Below are 19,310 nucleotides of genomic sequence, written 5' to 3' on the forward strand. Positions count from 1 at the left end.
TGCAATGGTCACTTTATGCAGTATGCGACTACCGGCAAACACCCCAATAAAGGCCGAAATACTGGCACAACTAACCAATTGCCAATCGATCTGCTCCCAACTAGTGTGATGCCAGCCATACACGCCTATTCGAGCTACATCTACTAATATGGCCAACATCACACCGGTCGCAATAAATTGCTGCTTAGTTAAACCGGATTTTAATAAAAACATACTTCTGAAAGCCCCTTGATGTCCAGATAGTCCACCAAAAAAACCACTCAAGGCACCACCAACAGGCAAATAGCGAGAAGGCATTTGGATAGCATTAAAACGTGGAGACAATTCCAGTAGCACAAAGCCAATAATCAAAATACCCACCAATGCTTTTATCGCAACGATCTGCACGGTAGCATCAGCCAATGAATACTCAAACAAAGGGGGCGCGGTGGATAAATATTCCAGAATAAAGGCACCGATAAAGGCAAATAACACTGCTGGGAGGCCAAAAGTGAAAAACACTGTCCAATGAGTCTGGCGGGCAAATAACGCCCCCTTGAATACATTATTGGCCAAATGCACCATAGCAGTGATCGCGATGGCAATATCCAGCGGAAAAAACAGTGCCACAACCGGCATTAGCAAGGTGCCCAAACCAAATCCGGAAAACAGCGTCAATCCAGCAGCACATAATGCAGCAATGGACACAATCAAAATATCCAGACAACGCCTCCAATAGCCAATCTGCCAATATCGTTAATGGCGCGGATACTAAAACGTATGAGTTACATTATGATGACAATCCGGTCAGTGGTTGCTTTTCCGGGATTGTTTTTTGTCATACATTAACTTATCAGCTTCATCCAGCATGGACTGAATAGAGGTATCAGCCTCGGCAGCACAATTGACCAATCCGGACGTGCAGGATAGCTCATATTGATGAGCTGTATTGGCATTATAATCTGCCAATGCCTGATTTAATCTGACTAAGGTTTCTTCAGCTAATGATTGCGACGTATTCACGAGTAACACCACAAATTCATCACCACCGATGCGGCCATAAACATCTGAGTCTCTAAATGTTTCTCGCATGATATGGGCAAATGCTTTTAAGGCTTTATCGCCTTCGGCATGGCCAAACTGGTCATTCACTTGCTTAAAGTTATCCAAATCAAAATAAATTAACGAGACCGACTGCTTTTCACGAATGCACATTTTCAGAGTTTGTTCAGCGAGATTAATAAAGCCTCTGCGATTGGAAATACCGGTTAATTCATCCATGGTCGCAAGCTGAACTGCCATCAATTCCTGCTCGGCCATCGCGGCCAAATCTTCCAGGGCAATAATATCATCGCGACTTAGTATTCGGGGCCGATCATCAATCAGGCACAGCGTACCTAATTTACTACCATCACTATGTTTGAGTGGACAGCCTGCATAGAAACGAATGTAGGGAGGGCCTGTAACCAGAGGATTGTCGGCAAATCGCCCGTCTTGTGATGCATCGTTAATCACAAATACACCGTGGCCTAAAATGGCATGACCACAAAAGGAAATATCCCGCGCTGTTTGATTCACATCCAACCCCACGCAAGACTTAAACCATTGTCGATCTCTATCCACCAGACTAACCAGTGCAATGGGCACATCAAACATGCGTTTAGCCAAGCGAGTCAGGCGATCAAAACGTTCTTCGGGAGGCGTATCCAGTACATTCAGTTCATTTAAACTGTGTAATCTTGCCTCTTCATCTTCGGGTATTTCCGGTGGCTGCATACTGAACATTCCTGCCTTTTAATGGTTTAATCAGTAACTAACTGGTTTCGTCCTTGAGCTTTAGCTTGATATAACAGTTTATCGGCACGCAATAACATATCATCAATACTACCCGTATACTGATCGGTTAAGCCAATACTTATAGTGCATTGTAGCAACTTATTAGCGAAAGGAATGCTCAGTTGTTCAACCTTTTGGCGCAATTTTTCAATAAACAAACTCGCCTCGACAAGTGCCAGATCAGGCATAAAAATGCAAAATTCTTCACCGCCCAACCGAGCAATCTGATATTGCTGACAGTGCTTCAAAAGGGTTTGTGCCAAGGCCTTAAGCACTTCATCTCCCGCATCATGGCCATAACTGTCGTTAATTTTTTTAAAATAATCAATATCCAGTAAAGCGCAAGACATCTCCACAGGGGGAGATTGCAAGATGCTATTCACCTTACTAAAAAAATAACGTCGATTGGGTAAACCGGTTAAATAATCGGTATTGGCTGCGCGCTGAATGGCATCAATATTTTCGATATATTCTACATTCTGAATTACTCGACAGAAAAACTCTTCATGGCAGTAAGGGCGGGTAAGATAGTCGTTTGCACCGCTTTTAATAAATCCGGCAGAGAGACCTGGGCGCCCCTGGTAAGATATGCCAATTATTGCTAAATCTTCTTTGCTATAAGTCTGACGTAAGGTTTCGGCCATTTTAATGCCGCTCATATCGGGCAAGTCATCGTCGGTTATAACCAACTTGATTTGTTTATGCTGCTTGATTTGCGCCAAACCATCTTGAACATTACTGGCGGCATAGGTAACAAAGTTATGCCGCTGCAATAAGGCAATAGTGGCGTTGCGTTCAGCTCTGGAATCTTCAACCACCAAAATACCAATCTGCTTATTGCGCTCCAAACGTGTTAATAAACGACTCAGATACTCATAAAACTGACTGTTACCCTTGGTAAAATAATCCACAATACGTTTGGCAATGATAACACTGCGCGTTTCTTCATCTTCGCGACCCGTGACGACAATGGTAGGAATGTAAGCCTCGATGGTGAAATCAATGGATTCCCCGTTGGGGGCATCGGGCAAATGAAAATCAACAATCGCACACAGAAATTCTTCCGGCATGCTTTGATCAAAAAGATGTTTAGCCTGAAACAAACTACTAGCACAAACCGCGTTATAGCCAGCCTTTTGGATGACTTTTTGCAACACTTTCGTGCTCGTCAAACTATCTTCAATCACCAGAACTTTTTGGGGCATAAGTATCTAATTTTAATAGATTAATTAAATAAGTGTAGTGCAGTCAGATTAAATTGAACTTAAGCGCGCATAGGCAACCACTAACCATTTACTCCCGACACTATCAAAATTTACCTGAACCCGGGCATGCTCGCCACTTCCTTCGTAACTTAAAATGGTGCCTTCATCAAACTTGGGGTGCAATACCCGCTGCCCTAACTGAAAACCGGTCGATTCGAAAGCTGAGTGTGATGTAGCAGGTTGAAAACGGTTTTGCATGGGTCTGCTAACGGTTGTGCGCAACCGGACTTCTTCAATACATTCGGACGGGATTTCTTTCACAAATCGAGACACGGTATGGTATTTATCTTGCCCGTATAAACGACGGCTTTCGGCATAACTAATTGTCAGCTTTTGCATGGCGCGAGTCATACCCACATAACAAAGGCGTCGCTCCTCTTCCATCCGGCCCGGTTCATCATTGGTCATCTGGCTGGGAAACATCCCTTCTTCCACACCGGCCAAAAAGACCTGTGGAAATTCCAGTCCTTTGGCGGTATGAATCGTCATCATTTGCACCGCATCTTGGTGGCTATCGGCTTGATTATCTCCGGCTTCCAAAGAGGCATGTGCTAAAAATGCCGCTAGTGGCGTCATATTTTCCGCTTCTTCGGGCATTTCAAACTGCTGACAGGCGGTGACGAGCTGATCCAGGTTTTCAATGCGGCTTTGGGCTTTTTCGCCTTTTTCAGCCTGGTACATGGCACGTAAACCGGAATACTTGATGGCATGGTCCGCAATCTGTTCCAAATTCATTTCCGCCACATCAGCCTGCATTTTATGTACAAGATCAATAAAACTTTGTAAAGCATTGGCAGCCCGACCGGACAACCGTTTTTCCTGTAATAACTGTATCGAGGTTTGCCATAAGGTTTGGTCGGCGTCGCGCGCCTGTTGGCGAATTTGCAATAAGGTTTTCTCTCCCATTCCCCGGGTTGGCGTGTTGATCACTCGTTCAAATGCGGCATCATCCAGCGGCTGACTGATCATGCGTAAATAGCCTAGCGCATCTTTAACTTCCTGCCGCTCGAAAAATCGGGTGCCGCCATAAATTCGGTACGCCAGAGCTTCGTGGATCAGTGATTCTTCCAGTACTCGTGACTGGGCATTGTTACGATATAAAATGGCACAGTCACTTAACGCACCGCCTTTATCACTCCATTGTTTTATTTGCGCGACAATAAAGCGCGCTTCATCCAGCTCATTAAAACCGGCATACAATGAAATCAACTCACCGTCATTTCCATCAGTCCATAACTCTTTGCCCAGGCGCCCCTGATTATTATCGATCACGGTATTAGCGGCCTTGAGAATCGTACCGGTGGAACGATAATTCTGTTCCAGCCTAACTGTACTGGCGCCTTTAAAATCCCGTAAAAAATGCTGAATATTTTCTACATTGGCACCGCGCCAGCCATAAATAGATTGATCATCATCACCGACAATCATCATATTGTGATTGTCACTGGCCAGCAGCCGTAGCCACGCATATTGAATGTTATTGGTATCCTGAAACTCATCCACCAAAATGGCGCGAAAGCGTTGCTGATAATGCTGTAATACATGAGGGTTATTGACCCATAATTCGTATGCACGTAGCAGCAATTCGGCAAAGTCCACCAAACCGGAGCGATCACAGGTTTGCTGGTAAGCTTGATAAATATCACGCATTTTGGCTTGCTGATAATCACCATGAGTTTCAATATTTTGCGGGCGTAATCCTTCGTCTTTATTGCCGTTGATATACCATTGTACATGCTTGGGTGCCCAATTCTTTTCATCCAGATTAAGGGCTTTTAATACCCGCCTGATCAGGCGATATTGGTCATCGGAATCGAGAATTTGAAAACTCTCAGGTAAATTCACTTCTTGATGATGACGGCGTAATAATTGATGCGCAATCCCATGAAAAGTCCCCATCCACAGTCCTTGTAAACGAGTCCCCATCAAGCTTTCAATACGACCCCGCATTTCACGGGCGGCTTTGTTGGTAAAGGTGACCGCCAAAATACCAAACGGTGATATACCTTCGACTTCCATCAACCACGCAATACGATGTACCAGCACACGGGTTTTACCACTACCGGCACCGGCCAATACCAGCATATCACTGGCGGGCGCCCCCACTGCCGCTCGTTGCTTTTCGTTTAGTTGATCAAGTAAAGCCGATACATCCATCCCACTACCCAATTTTTTTAGGGAAAAATAATAGCGGCAGTATACCAATAATACTGGTTATATCTACAGGGAAGTAGCGTGTGCCGAGCAGCGTCGGCAACAATAAACACGAATTAATCTGAAGCGGGGATAATCTGTCGTTCAATAAACACCTGTTTGGCAACAAACATTCCATTTAAAGCGGCTGGAAATCCGGCATAAACCGCCATCTGTATTATGACTTCGATAATCTCTGATGGCTGACAACCGACATTTAAAGCACCATTGATGTGCACGTTAAGTTGAGGTTGGCAATGACCTAATGCCGTCAGCGCCGCTACAGTGACTAGCTCACGACTTTTCAAATCCAGTCCCGGCCGTTGATAAATATCCCCGAACGGAAACTCTATGGTGTATTTTGCCAAATCAGGGGCAATGCTGGCCAGACTTTCAATAACCTGCTCACCTGCCTTACCATCGATTTCGCGTAATTTGTTCAAACCAGATTGAAAACGTTGATTACTCATTGTTACTCCTGTTGTCGTGGGATATAAAAACATCACTCTACAACCTCGAGTAAACTCTAAGTCAACACCCCATGCTAATCGGTGGTTTGTTGCTTGTAATAGTCAATTTTGTCTTGCAGTTTTTGCAAATGTGCCACATCGGTGGCGATCCGTGCTTGCAAGTTTTTGGTATGTTGCTCCAGCAATTCAAGTCTGGAAAAGTGAGTCGCATCGCCTTGTTCACGCAGATCGGCGTAGGTTTTAATATCTTGCAGTGGCATGCCAGTGTCTTTAAGGCGTTTAATAAATGCGATCCAGTCAAGATCAGCCTGGCTAAAACTGCGATGACCACTGCTATTTCGATGAATATGCTTTAACAAGCCTATTTTCTCGTAATATCTGAGGGTATAAACCGATACCTTACTCAATTGGGAAAAGCGCTGAATATTCATCTACATTGATTCATCCGTATTAGTCATACCTGAAGGACAGAGCTAAAACCCATAATATGGGTTGATATAAAACAAAGTTAAACACCCAATAATGGTAAATGCTTAACCTTATGATATTGAAGCGATAATTGAATACAATGCTGTAACGGTGCGGTGGGGATATGATCATCCAGCCTAAAAATAATGGCTCGGTTCCCCTGATAATTAAACAACTCGCCATAACGCTGTTTAAATGTCTCTACCAATGAACTATTGCAGTTAAAATAAAGGGCGTATTGATCCGGTTGCTTTGCCTTCCAGTCAATCCGGATGGTGCTACCATGTTGAGCAATATAGCTTGGCTCACCCCATTTTAAGGTCTCAACTATTTCGCCTATTTCAAGCTCATTAGCGACAGTGAGAATAAGCTCGCGAAGATTCAACATCAGTGGCCGAATATGCGCAGGATAAGTGGCAAACTTGGTTTTAACCTGCTCATTCATACTCTGGTGCTGACACTTGCTTATCAAGTTAATTCCGATACAACGTTTTAATCAGATGAAAACCAAATTGTGTTTTAATTGGCCCATGTACTTGTAATATGGGCTTTTTAAACACCACATTATCGAACGCTTTTACCATCTTGCCTGGGCCAAATTCACCTAAATCCCCACCCTTTTTACCGGAAGGACAAAGTGAATGTTTTTTAGCTAAATCGTGAAAATTACCGCCTTTATCCAATAGGCTTTTAATTTTCTCCGCTTCTTGTCTGGTTTTAACCAATATATGACAGGCACAGGCTTTCATCGCTATTTCTCTTTTAAATTCAATCTGGCTTGTTTAGCTTATCGCGATCGGGGGCATCTTTGTTTTCATATTCCCCTTCAATAATATCGCCATCCTGCTGTGACGGTGGGGGCGACTGAAAATCAGCATGAAACTGCCCACCAAAACCCGATTGTTGCTGACGGTTAATATTATTCACCATTTGTACTTGCATACGTTGCATGATAGCCCGAGCAATAAATGGACGGGTGACAGGCAGACATAACAAAAAACCGACGGTGTCAGTAATGAAACCGGGCGTCACCAACATCACACCGGCAATGACCAGCAACAATCCTTCAGCCATTTCCTGACCCGGCATCTGACCACTTTGCATTTTAGTTTGAGCCTGAAACAGCGTTGCCAAACCTTGCTGACGTACCAGATATGAACCAATGGCAGCGGTAATAATGACAATAGCCACGGTATTCCAACCGCCTATTTGCTCACCCACATTCACGAGTAAGGCAATTTCTGCGATAGGTAGTATCGCGAATAAAATAAACAATTTTCCCAAAATTGGTTTCCTGCTTTAAAGGTGTATTTAAACGTTATGGCACTAAATAACCCAATACCAAGCCCGCAAATCGTTACAAAATGTTGATCAGTTTCTCAATCCCCGCGGGAATCGCCCGCTGGCTAATATGACCAAAGCCTAACACTAACAGTTTGTGATTATAGTTACCTGTACTAAATTCCTTGGCACTATGCAGTTTGATCCCTACCTGTTTGGCGCGTATCACTATTTCCTTACTGGACCATTGACTCTCTACCGCCACTGCCACATGCACGCCGGCCAAAATAGGCAATGGCCGGGCTTTGCGGTCAGCCAATGCGTTTAGACTAGTCACAATGGCCTCGTAACGCTGTCGATAAACCCGCCGCATTTTGCGAATATGCCGCAACAGCTCACCCTGCACGATAAATTGGGCCAAGGCTTCTTGTGTCACCACCGGATTGTGCCAGTCAGTTTGCTGTTTAGCGGTGGTTAATGCCGATATGGCCCAGTCTGGTGCGACAACAAAACCACAGCGTATATCTGGCAACATACATTTGGAAAAAGTTCCAACATAAAACACGCTGGCATGTCGATCATGAGTTTGCAAAGCATCAATCGGTGGGCCGGTAAGACGAAATTCACTGTCATAATCATCTTCGATAATCACCATATTGTGCTGCGCAGCTAAGGCCAGTAATTGAGCTCGACGCGCAGCAGACATGGCGACACCGGTTGGAAACTGATGCGAAGGTGTGACATAGACAATATTAACCGATGCGGGAATGTCCGACACCACGATCCCTTCATCATCCACCGGAATATGGATTATCTGTGCACCGGCTGCCGAGAAAGCCATGCGTGCCATTGGATAACCGGGATCTTCCATGGCAATGCGAGTATGACCACTTTTAACCAAAATACGTGCAATTAGATCAAAGGCTTGCTGGGCCCCCGTGGTAACCAGTACTTGCCCAACATGGCACGCAACAGCTCGGGAATGGGAGACAAAACCAGCGATAGCCTGACGTAAATTAGCCTGACCTTGTGGATCAGGAGCCGCTAACAGGCCTTTTGACTGCAATCGAATTTGGCGATTAATGTACCGTTGCCAAACACTAAACGGAAATTCACTCAAGTCCGGACTACCGACGGAGAAGTCCCATTGAGATTGTACTCCTGACTCGACATCGAATCTGACAGGGTGGTTCCAATAATCATTAATGCGAGGGTCAATTGACTGAACCGGAGTTGAGCTGACTGCGGGTAGGGAAACATCCGCCACAAAAGTTCCGGCTCCAAGTTGACTGTATAAATAGCCTTCACTAACCAGCATATCGTAAACACCAATCACGGTATTACGGGAAACAGCTAAACTCTGAGCTAATTTGCGAGTTGCCGGCATACGCAAACCCGCTTTTAAACGTCCGTCCATAATGGCAGTCGATAATTGTCGATGCAGTGAATCCAGCAACTCACCACGCTTGAGTTCGGCTAGATTTAATTCCAACTCTAAAATTGGTTCCATACATTTATCTATAATTGGCACTTTTACCAAACCAATTTAACCTGCAGACTATTATTTAGCAACTAACTAGACTATCTGACAATCCGTTATTTAGTGCCATACTGGCCTTTTATAACGGTCGGTGAGGCTTATTATGAAACATGTATTCTTTTCTTTCTTGCTGGTTGTATTGTTCACACCTGCACAGGCCAGCGAATTTGACATTCAACAAGCTCAGATCAGGTTAATGGACGCCAGTCCGCAAACGCTGGCGGATTATGCAGATGGCAAACCACTGTACTTAAAGTTTTGGGCCAGTTGGTGTCAGCCTTGTATGCAGCAGATGCCCCATTTTCAGCATGTGCAGGAACAATATGGCGATCAAATACAGGTCGTTGCAGTCGATATTGATATTAATGAAACTCGTAACGATATACAGCATGTGGTTAAACAATTTGGTTTAACCATGCCTATCGCTCTGGATAGCGATCATTCGCTGGCTCAATCATTAAATTTTGTCGGTACGCCTTATCATATATTGATTAATAAACAAGGTCGGGTAGTGCATAGTGGTCACGAGGCTGATGCTAAGCTGGATCGAAAAATTCAACTACTGGCGGCCGGTTCAGCTAGCCAGTTACCCCCTATCTTACTGACCGATAAAGACGGCCATAACAGCACTATTTCGCTTGATAGTGAACAACCAACACTATTATTTTTTAGCGCTACCTGGTGTGACTGGTATCTGCAAAAAACTCGTCCCGCAATGTCACAAGCGTGTATTGTTGGCCAGCAAAATATTAATCAATTATTTGCCGAGTACCCCAAGTTAAACTTGCGAGGCGTGGTCAACAATATCTGGACCGAAACCAAGGATCTAAACAACTACATCGACAAGTATCATATTCAGCATCCCATTTCGCTGGATGATTCGGGCGATCTGTTTTTCTCTTTTGGTATCACCCAAATACCACAATTAATTGTGATTAAACAAGGTAAGGAACTGTTACGTATCAAAGAGTTAACTGACTTACAGCACGTTAAACAGCAATTGGCAGCCTATTTACCCTAGCGCCTGTTTTTAACCCTAATATGGCGTTAATGGTTATAAAAATGCTACAACGGTGAAATGAATCACTTATGGAGCAGGTCAATGAAGGCGGAGTTTTGTATTGCGCTATGTACATGTCCAGATAAAACCATTGCCACACAAATTGCCCATACCGCTGTTAATCAACGATTAGCAGCTTGTGTGAATATAATTGACAAGGTTGAATCGGTTTATTTATGGCAAAATGAAACTCAACAGGACAATGAGATCCAGCTGGTTTTCAAGACCCGACATCAACTGATAGATGACTTATTTAAGTTAGTCATCAGATTACATCCTTATGATGTCCCGGAATGGCTAATACTGGATGTGGCCAACGGCAGTAATGCTTACCTGGACTGGATCCGTGATTCATTAAAATAATTAGATTAAGAGACTATTTCCGATATGACCTTGTTACGCCTGTTTATTACTAGTTTACTCTTTACCTGTTGCGTTAGTCTGGCTCAGACAAGTGATCCGTTACAGGATATGTTCAGTGAAGAGCCCCAGTTTTTGCCAGTCGATCAGGCATTCCAGTTTGATTTTACTCAACAGGGCGATCAACTTACCCTGAGCTGGCAGATTGCCGATGGCTATTATCTGTATAAAAAACAGTTTAAAACCGTAGTGAAAGACGCCCAACTCGGTGATCCTGTATTTCCTGCCGGGATTAAGCACGAAGACGAATTTTTTGGCGAATCAGAAGTATTTTATCAGCAAGTGGATATTCACTATCCAGTCATTGAGTCCGTACAGGATGGAGTGGTTAAAATACGCTATCAAGGTTGTGCAGATGCTGGCCTGTGTTATCCACCAACAACCAAAGTAGTGTATTTACAAGCGGTGACACCCAGCAAGGGTGACGTAACCACAACCAACACATCAACCACCTCCGCGAATCAATCACAGCAATTTGATTTAGCGGAACAACTCACCCGTGGCGATAATCTGGCTTACACATTATTACTGTTTTTAGGTTTGGGAATATTGTTGGCCTTTACACCTTGTGTGTTTCCAATGTATCCAATTTTATCAGCTATCGTACTGGGGCAAGGTAAACAGATCAGTTCAGCGAAAGCCTTTAGTTTAAGTTTTATTTATGTACAAGGCATGGCCGTAACGTACTCCATATTAGGCCTTATTGTGGCCTCCGCTGGCGTACAGTTCCAAGCCGCTCTGCAACATCCGGCCATTTTAATTGTTCTCATTGTCATTTTTGTCTTACTGGCATTAGTCATGTTCGGTACGTGGGAATTACAGTTACCTTCAAAATGGCAGGAAAAACTGAATAACCTCAGTAATCAGCAAACCGCTGGCAGCATAGTCGGTGTATTTATCATGGGTGCCATTTCCGGTCTGGTTGCTTCCCCCTGTACCACTGCCCCACTCACGGGAATTTTGCTGTTTGTCGCGCAAAGTGGTGATCTCGTGCTCGGCTTTACCGCGCTGTATGTATTGAGTCTAGGCATGGGTATTCCATTGATATTATTCGCATTAACCAGTGGAAAATTACTCCCCAAAGCGGGTAGCTGGATGAATGTGGTGAAAGTCACTTTTGGCTTTATGATGCTATCGGTAGCGATACTTTTTGTTGAGCGAATGGTTAGTAATATCTGGACCGATTTGGCTTGGTCATTATTAGGTCTAGCCCTGTTTAGTTATTGGCAAGTAATGAATCAATCCAGCCAACAAACGTTAATGAAAGGCGTACGAACGTTAGTGATATTTCTGGGATTGTTTGCCAGCGCCCTATACGGCTATCAACGTTTGTTTCCTACAACAATAGCCACCTCAGCCGACACGGCATCGGCTGTTCAGCATGATGTCAGTTTTATGCGGGTCAAAAATTTGCAGGATTTCCAAGCCAAGCTGGCGGCGGCCAATGCAGAAGGAAAATCGGTGATGGTGGATTTATATGCTGACTGGTGTGTGGCCTGTAAGGAATTTGAAAAATATACCTTTCCCAAACCAGTGGTTAAACAAGCCTTGGCGAATACGGTGCTGATGCAAATTGACCTAACCGATAACACGCCTACCAATTTGGGTTTTCAGGAGCATTTTAACGTATTGGGCTTACCGACCATTCTGTTTTTTGACACCAAAGGGAATGAAATCAGCAGCGGGCGCATCACCGGTTTTATGCAAGCCGAACCGTTTGCCAAGCATATCAATAGCATTTTGGCGCCTTAGGGCGCCTCTGCGGTTTTACCTATCTAAGTTAACCGTCCGCAAGGCGCTGGGTGGATTCCCTTACCACCAATTGAGGCTGGAAGTGTTGATGGGCAATTTTGCCAGTGATTCCTTTACCCGTTCGCTGGGCAATAATATGCGCGATTAGCGATGATGAGGCTTTACGTGCGATCACACTGATAGGCTGGGCCGCGGTGGTCAGTTTTGGCCATGTCTGACGAGAGAATGGGCTATCCTCAAAGCCAGCGATGGACAATTGCTCAGGTACCGATACCCCCATTAAACGGCTGGCAAATAACGCACCAGCCGCGATTTCATCGTTACAGGAGAAAATCGCCGTCGGTGGATCATCTAATCCTAGTAAATATTGCGCCCCTTCCACACCGGTTTTAAAAGAATACTGACCGGCGAAAATATATTCTGGATGCGTTTCAATTTGGTGTTTTTGTAATGCGGCAATGTAACCATTTTGTCGTTCGTCGGTAGAACGGTGACCTTTATCCCCGCTAATAAACGCAATCTTTTTATGCCCCAAACTAATAAGATGTTCGGTAATATCCAGCGCTGCTTCATGGTCGTGAATAAAAACACAAGGGGAGGTTTCTTGTTCTTCACAGGAGCCCGATACAACCCGAACAAAATTAACGTCCATCTGCTCCAGCGCTTCCAGCACTTCTGGCATCTCCGACAAAGGCGGAGAAATAATCAGCCCGGCCAATTGCGAACGGATCACCATCATCCGAATTTCATCCACAATAGTTTCGCTGGCCGCATTGCAAGGGTGGATTATTAGCTCATAACCTTTGTCTCGGCATTCACTCAAAATACCGTTTTGCATGTCAATAACGTAATACGCATTGGGATTATCGTAAACATAACCTAGCGCATAAGAACGAGTTCCCGCTAAATTTCGCGCCGCATGATTAGGCTGATAATTCAATGATGCGATCGCTTCGGAGACTTTTTTTAGTGTGTCGGCACGCACTGAACCTTCTTGGTTTATCACGCGTGACACGGTTTTTATCGAGACTCCGGCGAGTTCGGCAACGTCTTTAATGGTTGATTTCATTTTAGTCTTTCCAAATTCAATAGCGCATTGTTAACACAGAGACGCATTTGATTACCAGCAAGAATTATTTGATAGCTGCAAGATCAACAAACCCATATGTTATTTTTTTGTAATTATTATTTGCGTTCTGAAAAACCCTGTTGTAAATTTAACCACAAATGACAACGCTGTCATGTTTTATTTTTTATAAAACAGGCAAGTGGTTGTCATTTTTAAAGACGCCAAATGACAGCGCTGTCAATATAATAAAAGAGGACACTACAGTGAACATGACCCATTCAAGACTGAACAAAGTATCGCAGAGTATTAAACTCGCTCTGTGTATCGGAACCGCCAGTACTGCCGCTTTATTTCCTGCCGCAGTTAACGCACAAGAAGAACAAGCCGCCAAAGCGAGTGATGTAGAAGTCATTCAAGTTAGTGGTATTCGCGCATCACAACGTGAAAACCTTAATAATAAACGATTCTCGGACAGTATTGTTGATTCAATTACCGCCGAAGATATTGGCAAATTTCCAGATAAAAACGTTGCCGAATCTTTATCTCGTGTCACGGGTGTTGCCGTGAGTCGTGAGTTTGGTGAAGGTGAAAAGGTAAGTATCAGAGGTGCCGGCCCTTCCTTAAACCGCACGTTATTAAACGGTCAATCGGTCGCATCTGCGGACTGGTTTATCCTAGATCCTTCAACTCGTTCTTTTAACTATACGCTGTTACCCTCTTCTTTGGTTCGCAGCTTGGACGTATATAAATCTCCACAAGCGAGCATTGATGAAGGCTCAATCGGTGGTACTGTTATTTTGCGTACTCGCCGACCTCTGGAAATGGATGCCAACACCTTATCGCTAAGTATTGAAGGACAGTATTCAGATGCATCTGGAAAAACCGATCCACAATTGTCTGGTACTTATTCTTGGAAAAATGAAAATGAAACCTTTGGAGCATTGATTTCACTGGTTTCTCAAGATCGTACTTTAGAACGTCAGGGATTAGAAATTTTAGGCTGGCGCAAAAATACGGCTGCCAACGGTGACGAGTTCCGCTTGCCAAGTCATATTGGTATTCCTACTTTTGATCAAAAACGTGAACGTCGGACTGGGTTTGTTTCATTACAATATGCGCCTACTGCTGATCTCGATATGACTTTAAATATATTGAAATCTAAGATGGACTCTGACAATAAAAACTCAAACTTGCTGGTCCGTCCTAATGATATGGCTCAAGAAATTTATGATAATGCCACCAGCAAGCCTAACGGCAATATCTTAGCGTCCAGTGCCGAAGATGGCTGGTTGGGTTATAACTTTATCAACCGAGTTTCCCAAACACAGACCCAATCTGTTGATTTAGACGTAAATTACAGCACAGAGACCTATAAAGTTCATGGTCAAATTGGTACTACTAAAGCTGATGGCGGCACACTACGTGAAACATCATGGGAATACACAGCCGTTTCAGACTTTGATTATGATTTAACAGGCACACCAACAATCAATACGGCAGTTGACGGCAGCGATCCAAGTAAATTTGCTGCGGGCTGGATTTGGGGGGGACGTCGCCCAACAGAAGATCAAGAAAGTTATGGCCAATTAGATTTGGAAGTCCCAATTGATGCAGGACCTTTCCAAACCTTTAAAACAGGCGCTAAATATCGTCAATCAGAAAACTCCATCACTAACCGCACAGTTAATAGTTGGCACGGTCCGGACACGATGATTGGTAACGAAGACTTAGCTGCTAACTATTTGAGCTATATTTTTGCGCAATGCCCTACATTGGCAGATTGTGGTCTTACTGATGGTGCCCGCGATGTAGATGTCCTGGCTGACGGGACGCTAGCAAATCAAGTTGTACAAAACCGTGACACAATGGAGAGCATCGCCTTTGATGGCTTAAATAATGTTCCGGCTGATTATGCATATCATCTAGCACTCGCAGAACAGTTTAAAATCAAAGAGAATATACTAGCTCTGTATGCTCAAGGTGATTTCAGTGGTGATAATTACCGTGGTAATATAGGCCTACGTTATGTATCAACTAAACAAACCTCTGGTGGTTGGGAGTTCTCCAACGATAGCAGTGGCTTGCTTACTCTGAACAAAGATTGGTTAACGCCGTCATCCCTTGAATGGGCCGAAGTTGATAACGACTATAACGAATTCCTACCTAGCTTAAACGTTGCCTTCAATCTAGATGAAGATACCATCCTGCGCGTGGGCGCCGCTCGTGTTATGGCTCGTCAAAACTGGCAAGATATTTCTGCTTCAGAAACCTATGGTTCTTTGAATCAAGCTGAACCGACGGGGGTTCGTAATAACCCTATGCTTAAACCGGTTATTGCCAACCAGTTCGATATTTCATACGAATGGTATTATAGCGATTCATCATTATTATCAGCGACTTATTTCTTTAAGGACATAATGTCTCTACGTACATCGTCTATCTTTGTTGAACCTCGTTTTAACCAAGAAACGAACGAATATGTAGACGTAGAATTCACTCAACCGGGTGACGGTTTGGGTGGTTCAATCAATGGTATCGAGCTTAATTGGCAGCATGATTTTGGCGGTTACGGTGTTCAAGCAAACTACACCTATACTGACGCACAAAGCGATCAGTTACGTGATGAAAATGTTGCCGGTTCCGCCTTGTTTGATGGCACCTCCAGAAATATGATGAACTTAACGGGATTTTATGAAGATGACACGTTCAGCGCTCGTCTAATGTATAACTACCGTAGTGAGTGGTATAAAGGGCTTCATTTTAATGGTGACGAACTTTGGAACGATGCCTACGGTCAGTGGGATGCCAGCGCAACCATTAACTTAACTGAAACAATCTCGGTTAATTTGGAAGCGGTCAATATCACTGATGAAGAAGTGCGTGAATACAACACCGATAAAGATCGATTAATGTCATTGTATGACAATGGTCGACGTTTCGTTGTTGGGGTACATTTAAACTTCTAAAAGCAGGTATTCATCTGACAAAAAAGCCGGACAATTGTCCGGCTTTTTACCTTAACTCACCGGCTAACTTAGGTTAAGGTTTATCTTCGCTATTGGAGTCCGTCTAATCGTAGCAAAGTTAATTTATCGAACACAGTAAAGAACACGGAATACAAAGGTTTAATTAAGCCCATTCCCTAACCAGAGAATTACCACTATGGCAGCAAATATTGTCCCCTTAGACAAAAATAGACACAAAAACTTTCGCATCAGGAAAAATACCGATTTCGCCCACGTTGCCAACGACAATATGGTTCCTATCGTTGCCAACGAGTTTATGCATGCAGGCAACAATTTCCCCATTGTATTTGTAAAAGAAGCCGGCACCGCAAAATTTAAATGTGTCGCGTTAATGGGTTTCGAGTCAGGCGAAAATTTGGTTTTTAATCAAGGGCGGGTTCATAGCTCATACATTCCACGCAATATCGCTCGCACTCCTTATTTCGTCGGTGGTGCCAATATTGAGGATCAACATGCCAGTATTTGTATCGATGAAAACAGCCCTTTGGTTTATCAAGGTGGTGATGATAGCGATGGCTACCCTTTGTTTGATGAAAATGGGCAACCTTCTGCGCAACTTAACGAAGCCTCGGAATTTTTATCCGATCTGATAACCAAAGAAATAGCGACTAACCAGTTTGTGCAGTTTTTGGTGGATAATGAATTATTGCAAGAAGCAACCCTAACTCTCAACCTAGGAGATGCTGGTAAGAAAAAGCTCGGTGGAGTGTATAAGGTTAATGAAGAAAAGCTCAATAACCTTGACGATGATGTCGCACTTTCGCTGTATAAAAAGCGTTATTTCGCCGCCATTTATAGTCATCTCAATTCTTTAGGACAGATTCAACGTCTAGTCCGGTTAAAGGCCAAACAAGGTTAATCTCAAATGCACCCAGTCAAGCAATGGCACAATGTCGATAGCACACTGTTTAAAAATGAGATAGTACCCGCACAGCAACCCGTCATTTTAAAAGGACTAATTGCCGACTGGCCGACAGTGAAACTTGCTGGCGCGGGTGATCCACAATTATTGGGCTACCTGAGCAACTGCCATGCCGGGGGGAAGTTGAACATGCTCCGCTTGCCCGCCAGTGAAAATGGCTATTTTGATTACAATAAATCCTACAGCGGATTTAACTTTGAACGTAAAGTGGTCGAGCTTCCTTATTTTCTGGAACATTTGCAGAACAGTTGTCACAATCCTGATTATGCCACTCATGCATTGCAAAGCGCTTATATCGACGAGCATTTTCCTTCATTTACTGAAAATCACAAAATGTCGCTGTTTCCCAAACAGACCCGCCCTCGTATATGGTTGGGTAACGCATCTATTGTTGGGACTCATTGTGACGACAGTGAAAACATTGCCTGCGTAGTTGCCGGTAAGCGTCGTTTTACCCTGTTTCCACCAGAACAGATCAGTAATTTGTATATTGGCCCACTGGAATTAACCCCGGCAGGCGCTCCAATGAGCATGGTAAGACTGAGTGATCCAGACTACCGGCGCTTCCCCAAGTTTAAACAAGCACTGGCACAGGCCATGGTTGCTGAACTGGAGCCTGGGGATGCTATCTACATTCCCACTCTTTGGTGGCACCATGTTGAGGCTTTATCTCCTATTAATATGTTGGTCAACTATTGGCATGGTGGTGCAATAGGCGGAGACGCCAAACCGGTCGGGTTCGATATTCTTCTTTTTGCTTTGTTGACCCTGTCGCAAATGCCGGAAGGGGCTAAAAAAGCCTGGCGTTCATCCATTAATTATTATTTGTGCTCTGACAAATCCGCTTTTGATCATATACCTGAACATCTTAAAGGTATGCTGGGAGATATTTCCCCACAACAACGCAGCTCAATATTAACGTGGTTAAAGCAACAGTTGGAACAACATACTGAACAGAATTAGACAACCATGTCATTCATTTTGTCACGATTAGGTTATGTACCAAATTAGGAAAAAACATGCGCATAAAAATCTCTACGCTACTCGTTAGCCTCGGTGTAACCGGCTGCATCACCTTTAGCAGCTTGGCTGACACTGTTACATTGCAAGCTAAGCCTTTTATCGCTGATGAATTATTTACCAAAGGTATTGAAGGTCCTGCGGTCGATCGTGACGGTAATTTATATGCGGTTAATTTTGCCAAACAAGGCACCATTGGCATTATCGATACTCAAGGGCAGCCCCGCCATTTTATCGATTTACCCGAAGGCAGTACGGGTAACGGGATCCGGTTTGATCAGCAAGGTAATATGTTTGTGGCTGATTACAGCGGCCATAATATCCTGCGCATCGATACGGGCACCAAAGCCATTAAAGTTTATGCCCATGACGATCGTTTGAATCAACCCAATGATATTGCCATCACGGCCAGCGGCGTAATTTATGCCAGTGATCCTAATTGGCAAGACAACACGGGTCAGCTTTGGATGGTAAAGCCGGATCGAAAATTGGTTCGCTTGGAAGCCGAAATGGGCACGACCAACGGCATTGAAGTCAGCACAGACGAAAAACACTTATATGTGAATGAAAGTGCTCAACGCAAAATCTGGATCTACGATATTTTAGCCGACAACCAACTGGCCAATAAACGTCTGTTTTATCAATTTGACGACTTCGGCTTGGACGGCATGCGTTGCGATCTCGACGGCAATCTGTATGTAGCTCGCTATGGTGCCGGACTAATTGCGGTATTCTCCCCTCAGGGCGAGTTGATTAAACAAATTACCTTAAGCGGGCAATTTCCCACTAATGTTGCCTTTGGTGGCGACACTGGTACTACCTTGTTTATCACCTTACAACAAAAACGGTCTATTGATAGCGTAAACGTTCCTGTTGCGGGACGCAGCTGGGCGTTATCAGGCGCAAACAATCAGCCCGAAAAATAGACATAGTGAACAAAAATGTTGCAATTGGGTAAACAGTTGATAACATAAATGACAGCGCTGTCATTTATGCTCAACCTAAATCA

18 protein-coding genes are annotated in these 19,310 nt (G+C 44.0%); 7 read left to right on the forward strand and 11 right to left on the reverse strand.

All coding sequences use genetic code 11. The annotated features are described in order from the left end of the window. The 10 genes from ACTD55_RS15945 to ACTD55_RS15990 form a co-directional block, all read right to left on the reverse strand. On the reverse strand, positions 1–687 hold a 687-nt coding region (locus tag ACTD55_RS15945; protein ID WP_438865327.1), incomplete at its 3' end, for a TSUP family transporter. Positions 688–786: 99 nt separating this feature from the next. Then, positions 787–1,755, reverse strand: coding sequence for a sensor domain-containing diguanylate cyclase (locus tag ACTD55_RS15950; protein WP_438865328.1), 969 nt, complete (start codon positions 1,753–1,755; stop codon positions 787–789). A 26-nt stretch (positions 1,756–1,781) separates the two neighbouring features. After that, entirely contained in the window at positions 1,782–3,020 is a 1,239-nt protein-coding gene (locus ACTD55_RS15955; protein ID WP_438865329.1) for a GGDEF domain-containing response regulator, read from the reverse strand. Between the two features lie 48 nt (positions 3,021–3,068). Continuing rightward, a complete protein-coding gene (gene uvrD / locus ACTD55_RS15960; RefSeq protein WP_438865330.1) occupies positions 3,069–5,237 on the reverse strand; it encodes a DNA helicase II in 2,169 nt (722 codons plus the stop codon). A 113-nt stretch (positions 5,238–5,350) separates the two neighbouring features. After that, complete coding sequence (locus tag ACTD55_RS15965) at positions 5,351–5,743, reverse strand: carboxymuconolactone decarboxylase family protein (protein WP_438865331.1); 393 nt, start codon at positions 5,741–5,743, stop codon at positions 5,351–5,353. 74 nt (positions 5,744–5,817) lie between these two features. Next, on the reverse strand, positions 5,818–6,174 hold the full coding sequence (locus ACTD55_RS15970; protein ID WP_438865332.1) for a MerR family transcriptional regulator: 357 nt from the start codon (positions 6,172–6,174) through the stop codon (positions 5,818–5,820). Between the two features lie 77 nt (positions 6,175–6,251). Further along, positions 6,252–6,656, reverse strand: coding sequence for a DUF1801 domain-containing protein (locus tag ACTD55_RS15975; RefSeq protein ID WP_438865333.1), 405 nt, complete (start codon positions 6,654–6,656; stop codon positions 6,252–6,254). A gap of 28 nt (positions 6,657–6,684) precedes the next feature. Next, the gene (locus ACTD55_RS15980; protein WP_438865334.1) at positions 6,685–6,960 is read right to left on the reverse strand and encodes a peptidylprolyl isomerase; all 276 of its coding nucleotides are present in this window, start codon (positions 6,958–6,960) and stop codon (positions 6,685–6,687) included. 19 nt (positions 6,961–6,979) lie between these two features. Further along, positions 6,980–7,495, reverse strand: a complete 516-nt coding sequence (locus tag ACTD55_RS15985; RefSeq protein WP_438865335.1) for an FxsA family protein — start codon at positions 7,493–7,495, stop codon at positions 6,980–6,982. Between the two features lie 73 nt (positions 7,496–7,568). Next, positions 7,569–9,002, reverse strand: coding sequence for a PLP-dependent aminotransferase family protein (locus ACTD55_RS15990; RefSeq protein ID WP_438865336.1), 1,434 nt, complete (start codon positions 9,000–9,002; stop codon positions 7,569–7,571). A 133-nt stretch (positions 9,003–9,135) separates the two neighbouring features. Here ACTD55_RS15990 and ACTD55_RS15995 point away from each other — a divergent pair, with 133 nt between their 5' ends. From ACTD55_RS15995 to ACTD55_RS16005, 3 genes are all read left to right on the forward strand, one after another. Beyond that, positions 9,136–10,053: a TlpA family protein disulfide reductase gene (locus ACTD55_RS15995; RefSeq protein WP_438865337.1), complete on the forward strand. Its 918-nt coding sequence runs from the start codon at positions 9,136–9,138 to the stop codon at positions 10,051–10,053. An 81-nt stretch (positions 10,054–10,134) separates the two neighbouring features. Beyond that, the gene (cutA, locus tag ACTD55_RS16000) at positions 10,135–10,455 is read left to right on the forward strand and encodes a divalent-cation tolerance protein CutA (RefSeq protein ID WP_438865338.1); all 321 of its coding nucleotides are present in this window, start codon (positions 10,135–10,137) and stop codon (positions 10,453–10,455) included. A gap of 24 nt (positions 10,456–10,479) precedes the next feature. Continuing rightward, positions 10,480–12,264 (forward strand): protein-disulfide reductase DsbD, encoded by a 1,785-nt coding sequence (locus ACTD55_RS16005; RefSeq protein WP_438865339.1) that lies wholly within the window; start codon positions 10,480–10,482, stop codon positions 12,262–12,264. A 28-nt stretch (positions 12,265–12,292) separates the two neighbouring features. On the opposite strand, the gene ACTD55_RS16010 is transcribed toward ACTD55_RS16005, so the two are convergent. Then, positions 12,293–13,333, reverse strand: a complete 1,041-nt coding sequence (locus tag ACTD55_RS16010) for a LacI family DNA-binding transcriptional regulator (RefSeq protein ID WP_438865340.1) — start codon at positions 13,331–13,333, stop codon at positions 12,293–12,295. Positions 13,334–13,602: 269 nt separating this feature from the next. Here ACTD55_RS16010 and ACTD55_RS16015 point away from each other — a divergent pair, with 269 nt between their 5' ends. The 4 genes from ACTD55_RS16015 (at position 13,603) to ACTD55_RS16030 (ending at position 19,227) form a co-directional block, all read left to right on the forward strand. Next, on the forward strand, positions 13,603–16,299 hold the full coding sequence (locus ACTD55_RS16015) for a TonB-dependent receptor (RefSeq protein WP_438865387.1): 2,697 nt from the start codon (positions 13,603–13,605) through the stop codon (positions 16,297–16,299). A gap of 196 nt (positions 16,300–16,495) precedes the next feature. Further along, positions 16,496–17,218: a SapC family protein gene (locus ACTD55_RS16020; protein ID WP_438865341.1), complete on the forward strand. Its 723-nt coding sequence runs from the start codon at positions 16,496–16,498 to the stop codon at positions 17,216–17,218. A 6-nt stretch (positions 17,219–17,224) separates the two neighbouring features. After that, positions 17,225–18,244: a cupin-like domain-containing protein gene (locus ACTD55_RS16025; protein ID WP_438865342.1), complete on the forward strand. Its 1,020-nt coding sequence runs from the start codon at positions 17,225–17,227 to the stop codon at positions 18,242–18,244. 56 nt (positions 18,245–18,300) lie between these two features. Next, entirely contained in the window at positions 18,301–19,227 is a 927-nt protein-coding gene (locus ACTD55_RS16030; RefSeq protein ID WP_438865343.1) for an SMP-30/gluconolactonase/LRE family protein, read from the forward strand. The last annotated feature ends 83 nt before the right edge of the window (positions 19,228–19,310 follow it).

The organism is Neptunicella sp. (genome assembly GCF_048268085.1).
GTDB lineage: Bacteria > Pseudomonadota > Gammaproteobacteria > Enterobacterales > Alteromonadaceae > Neptunicella.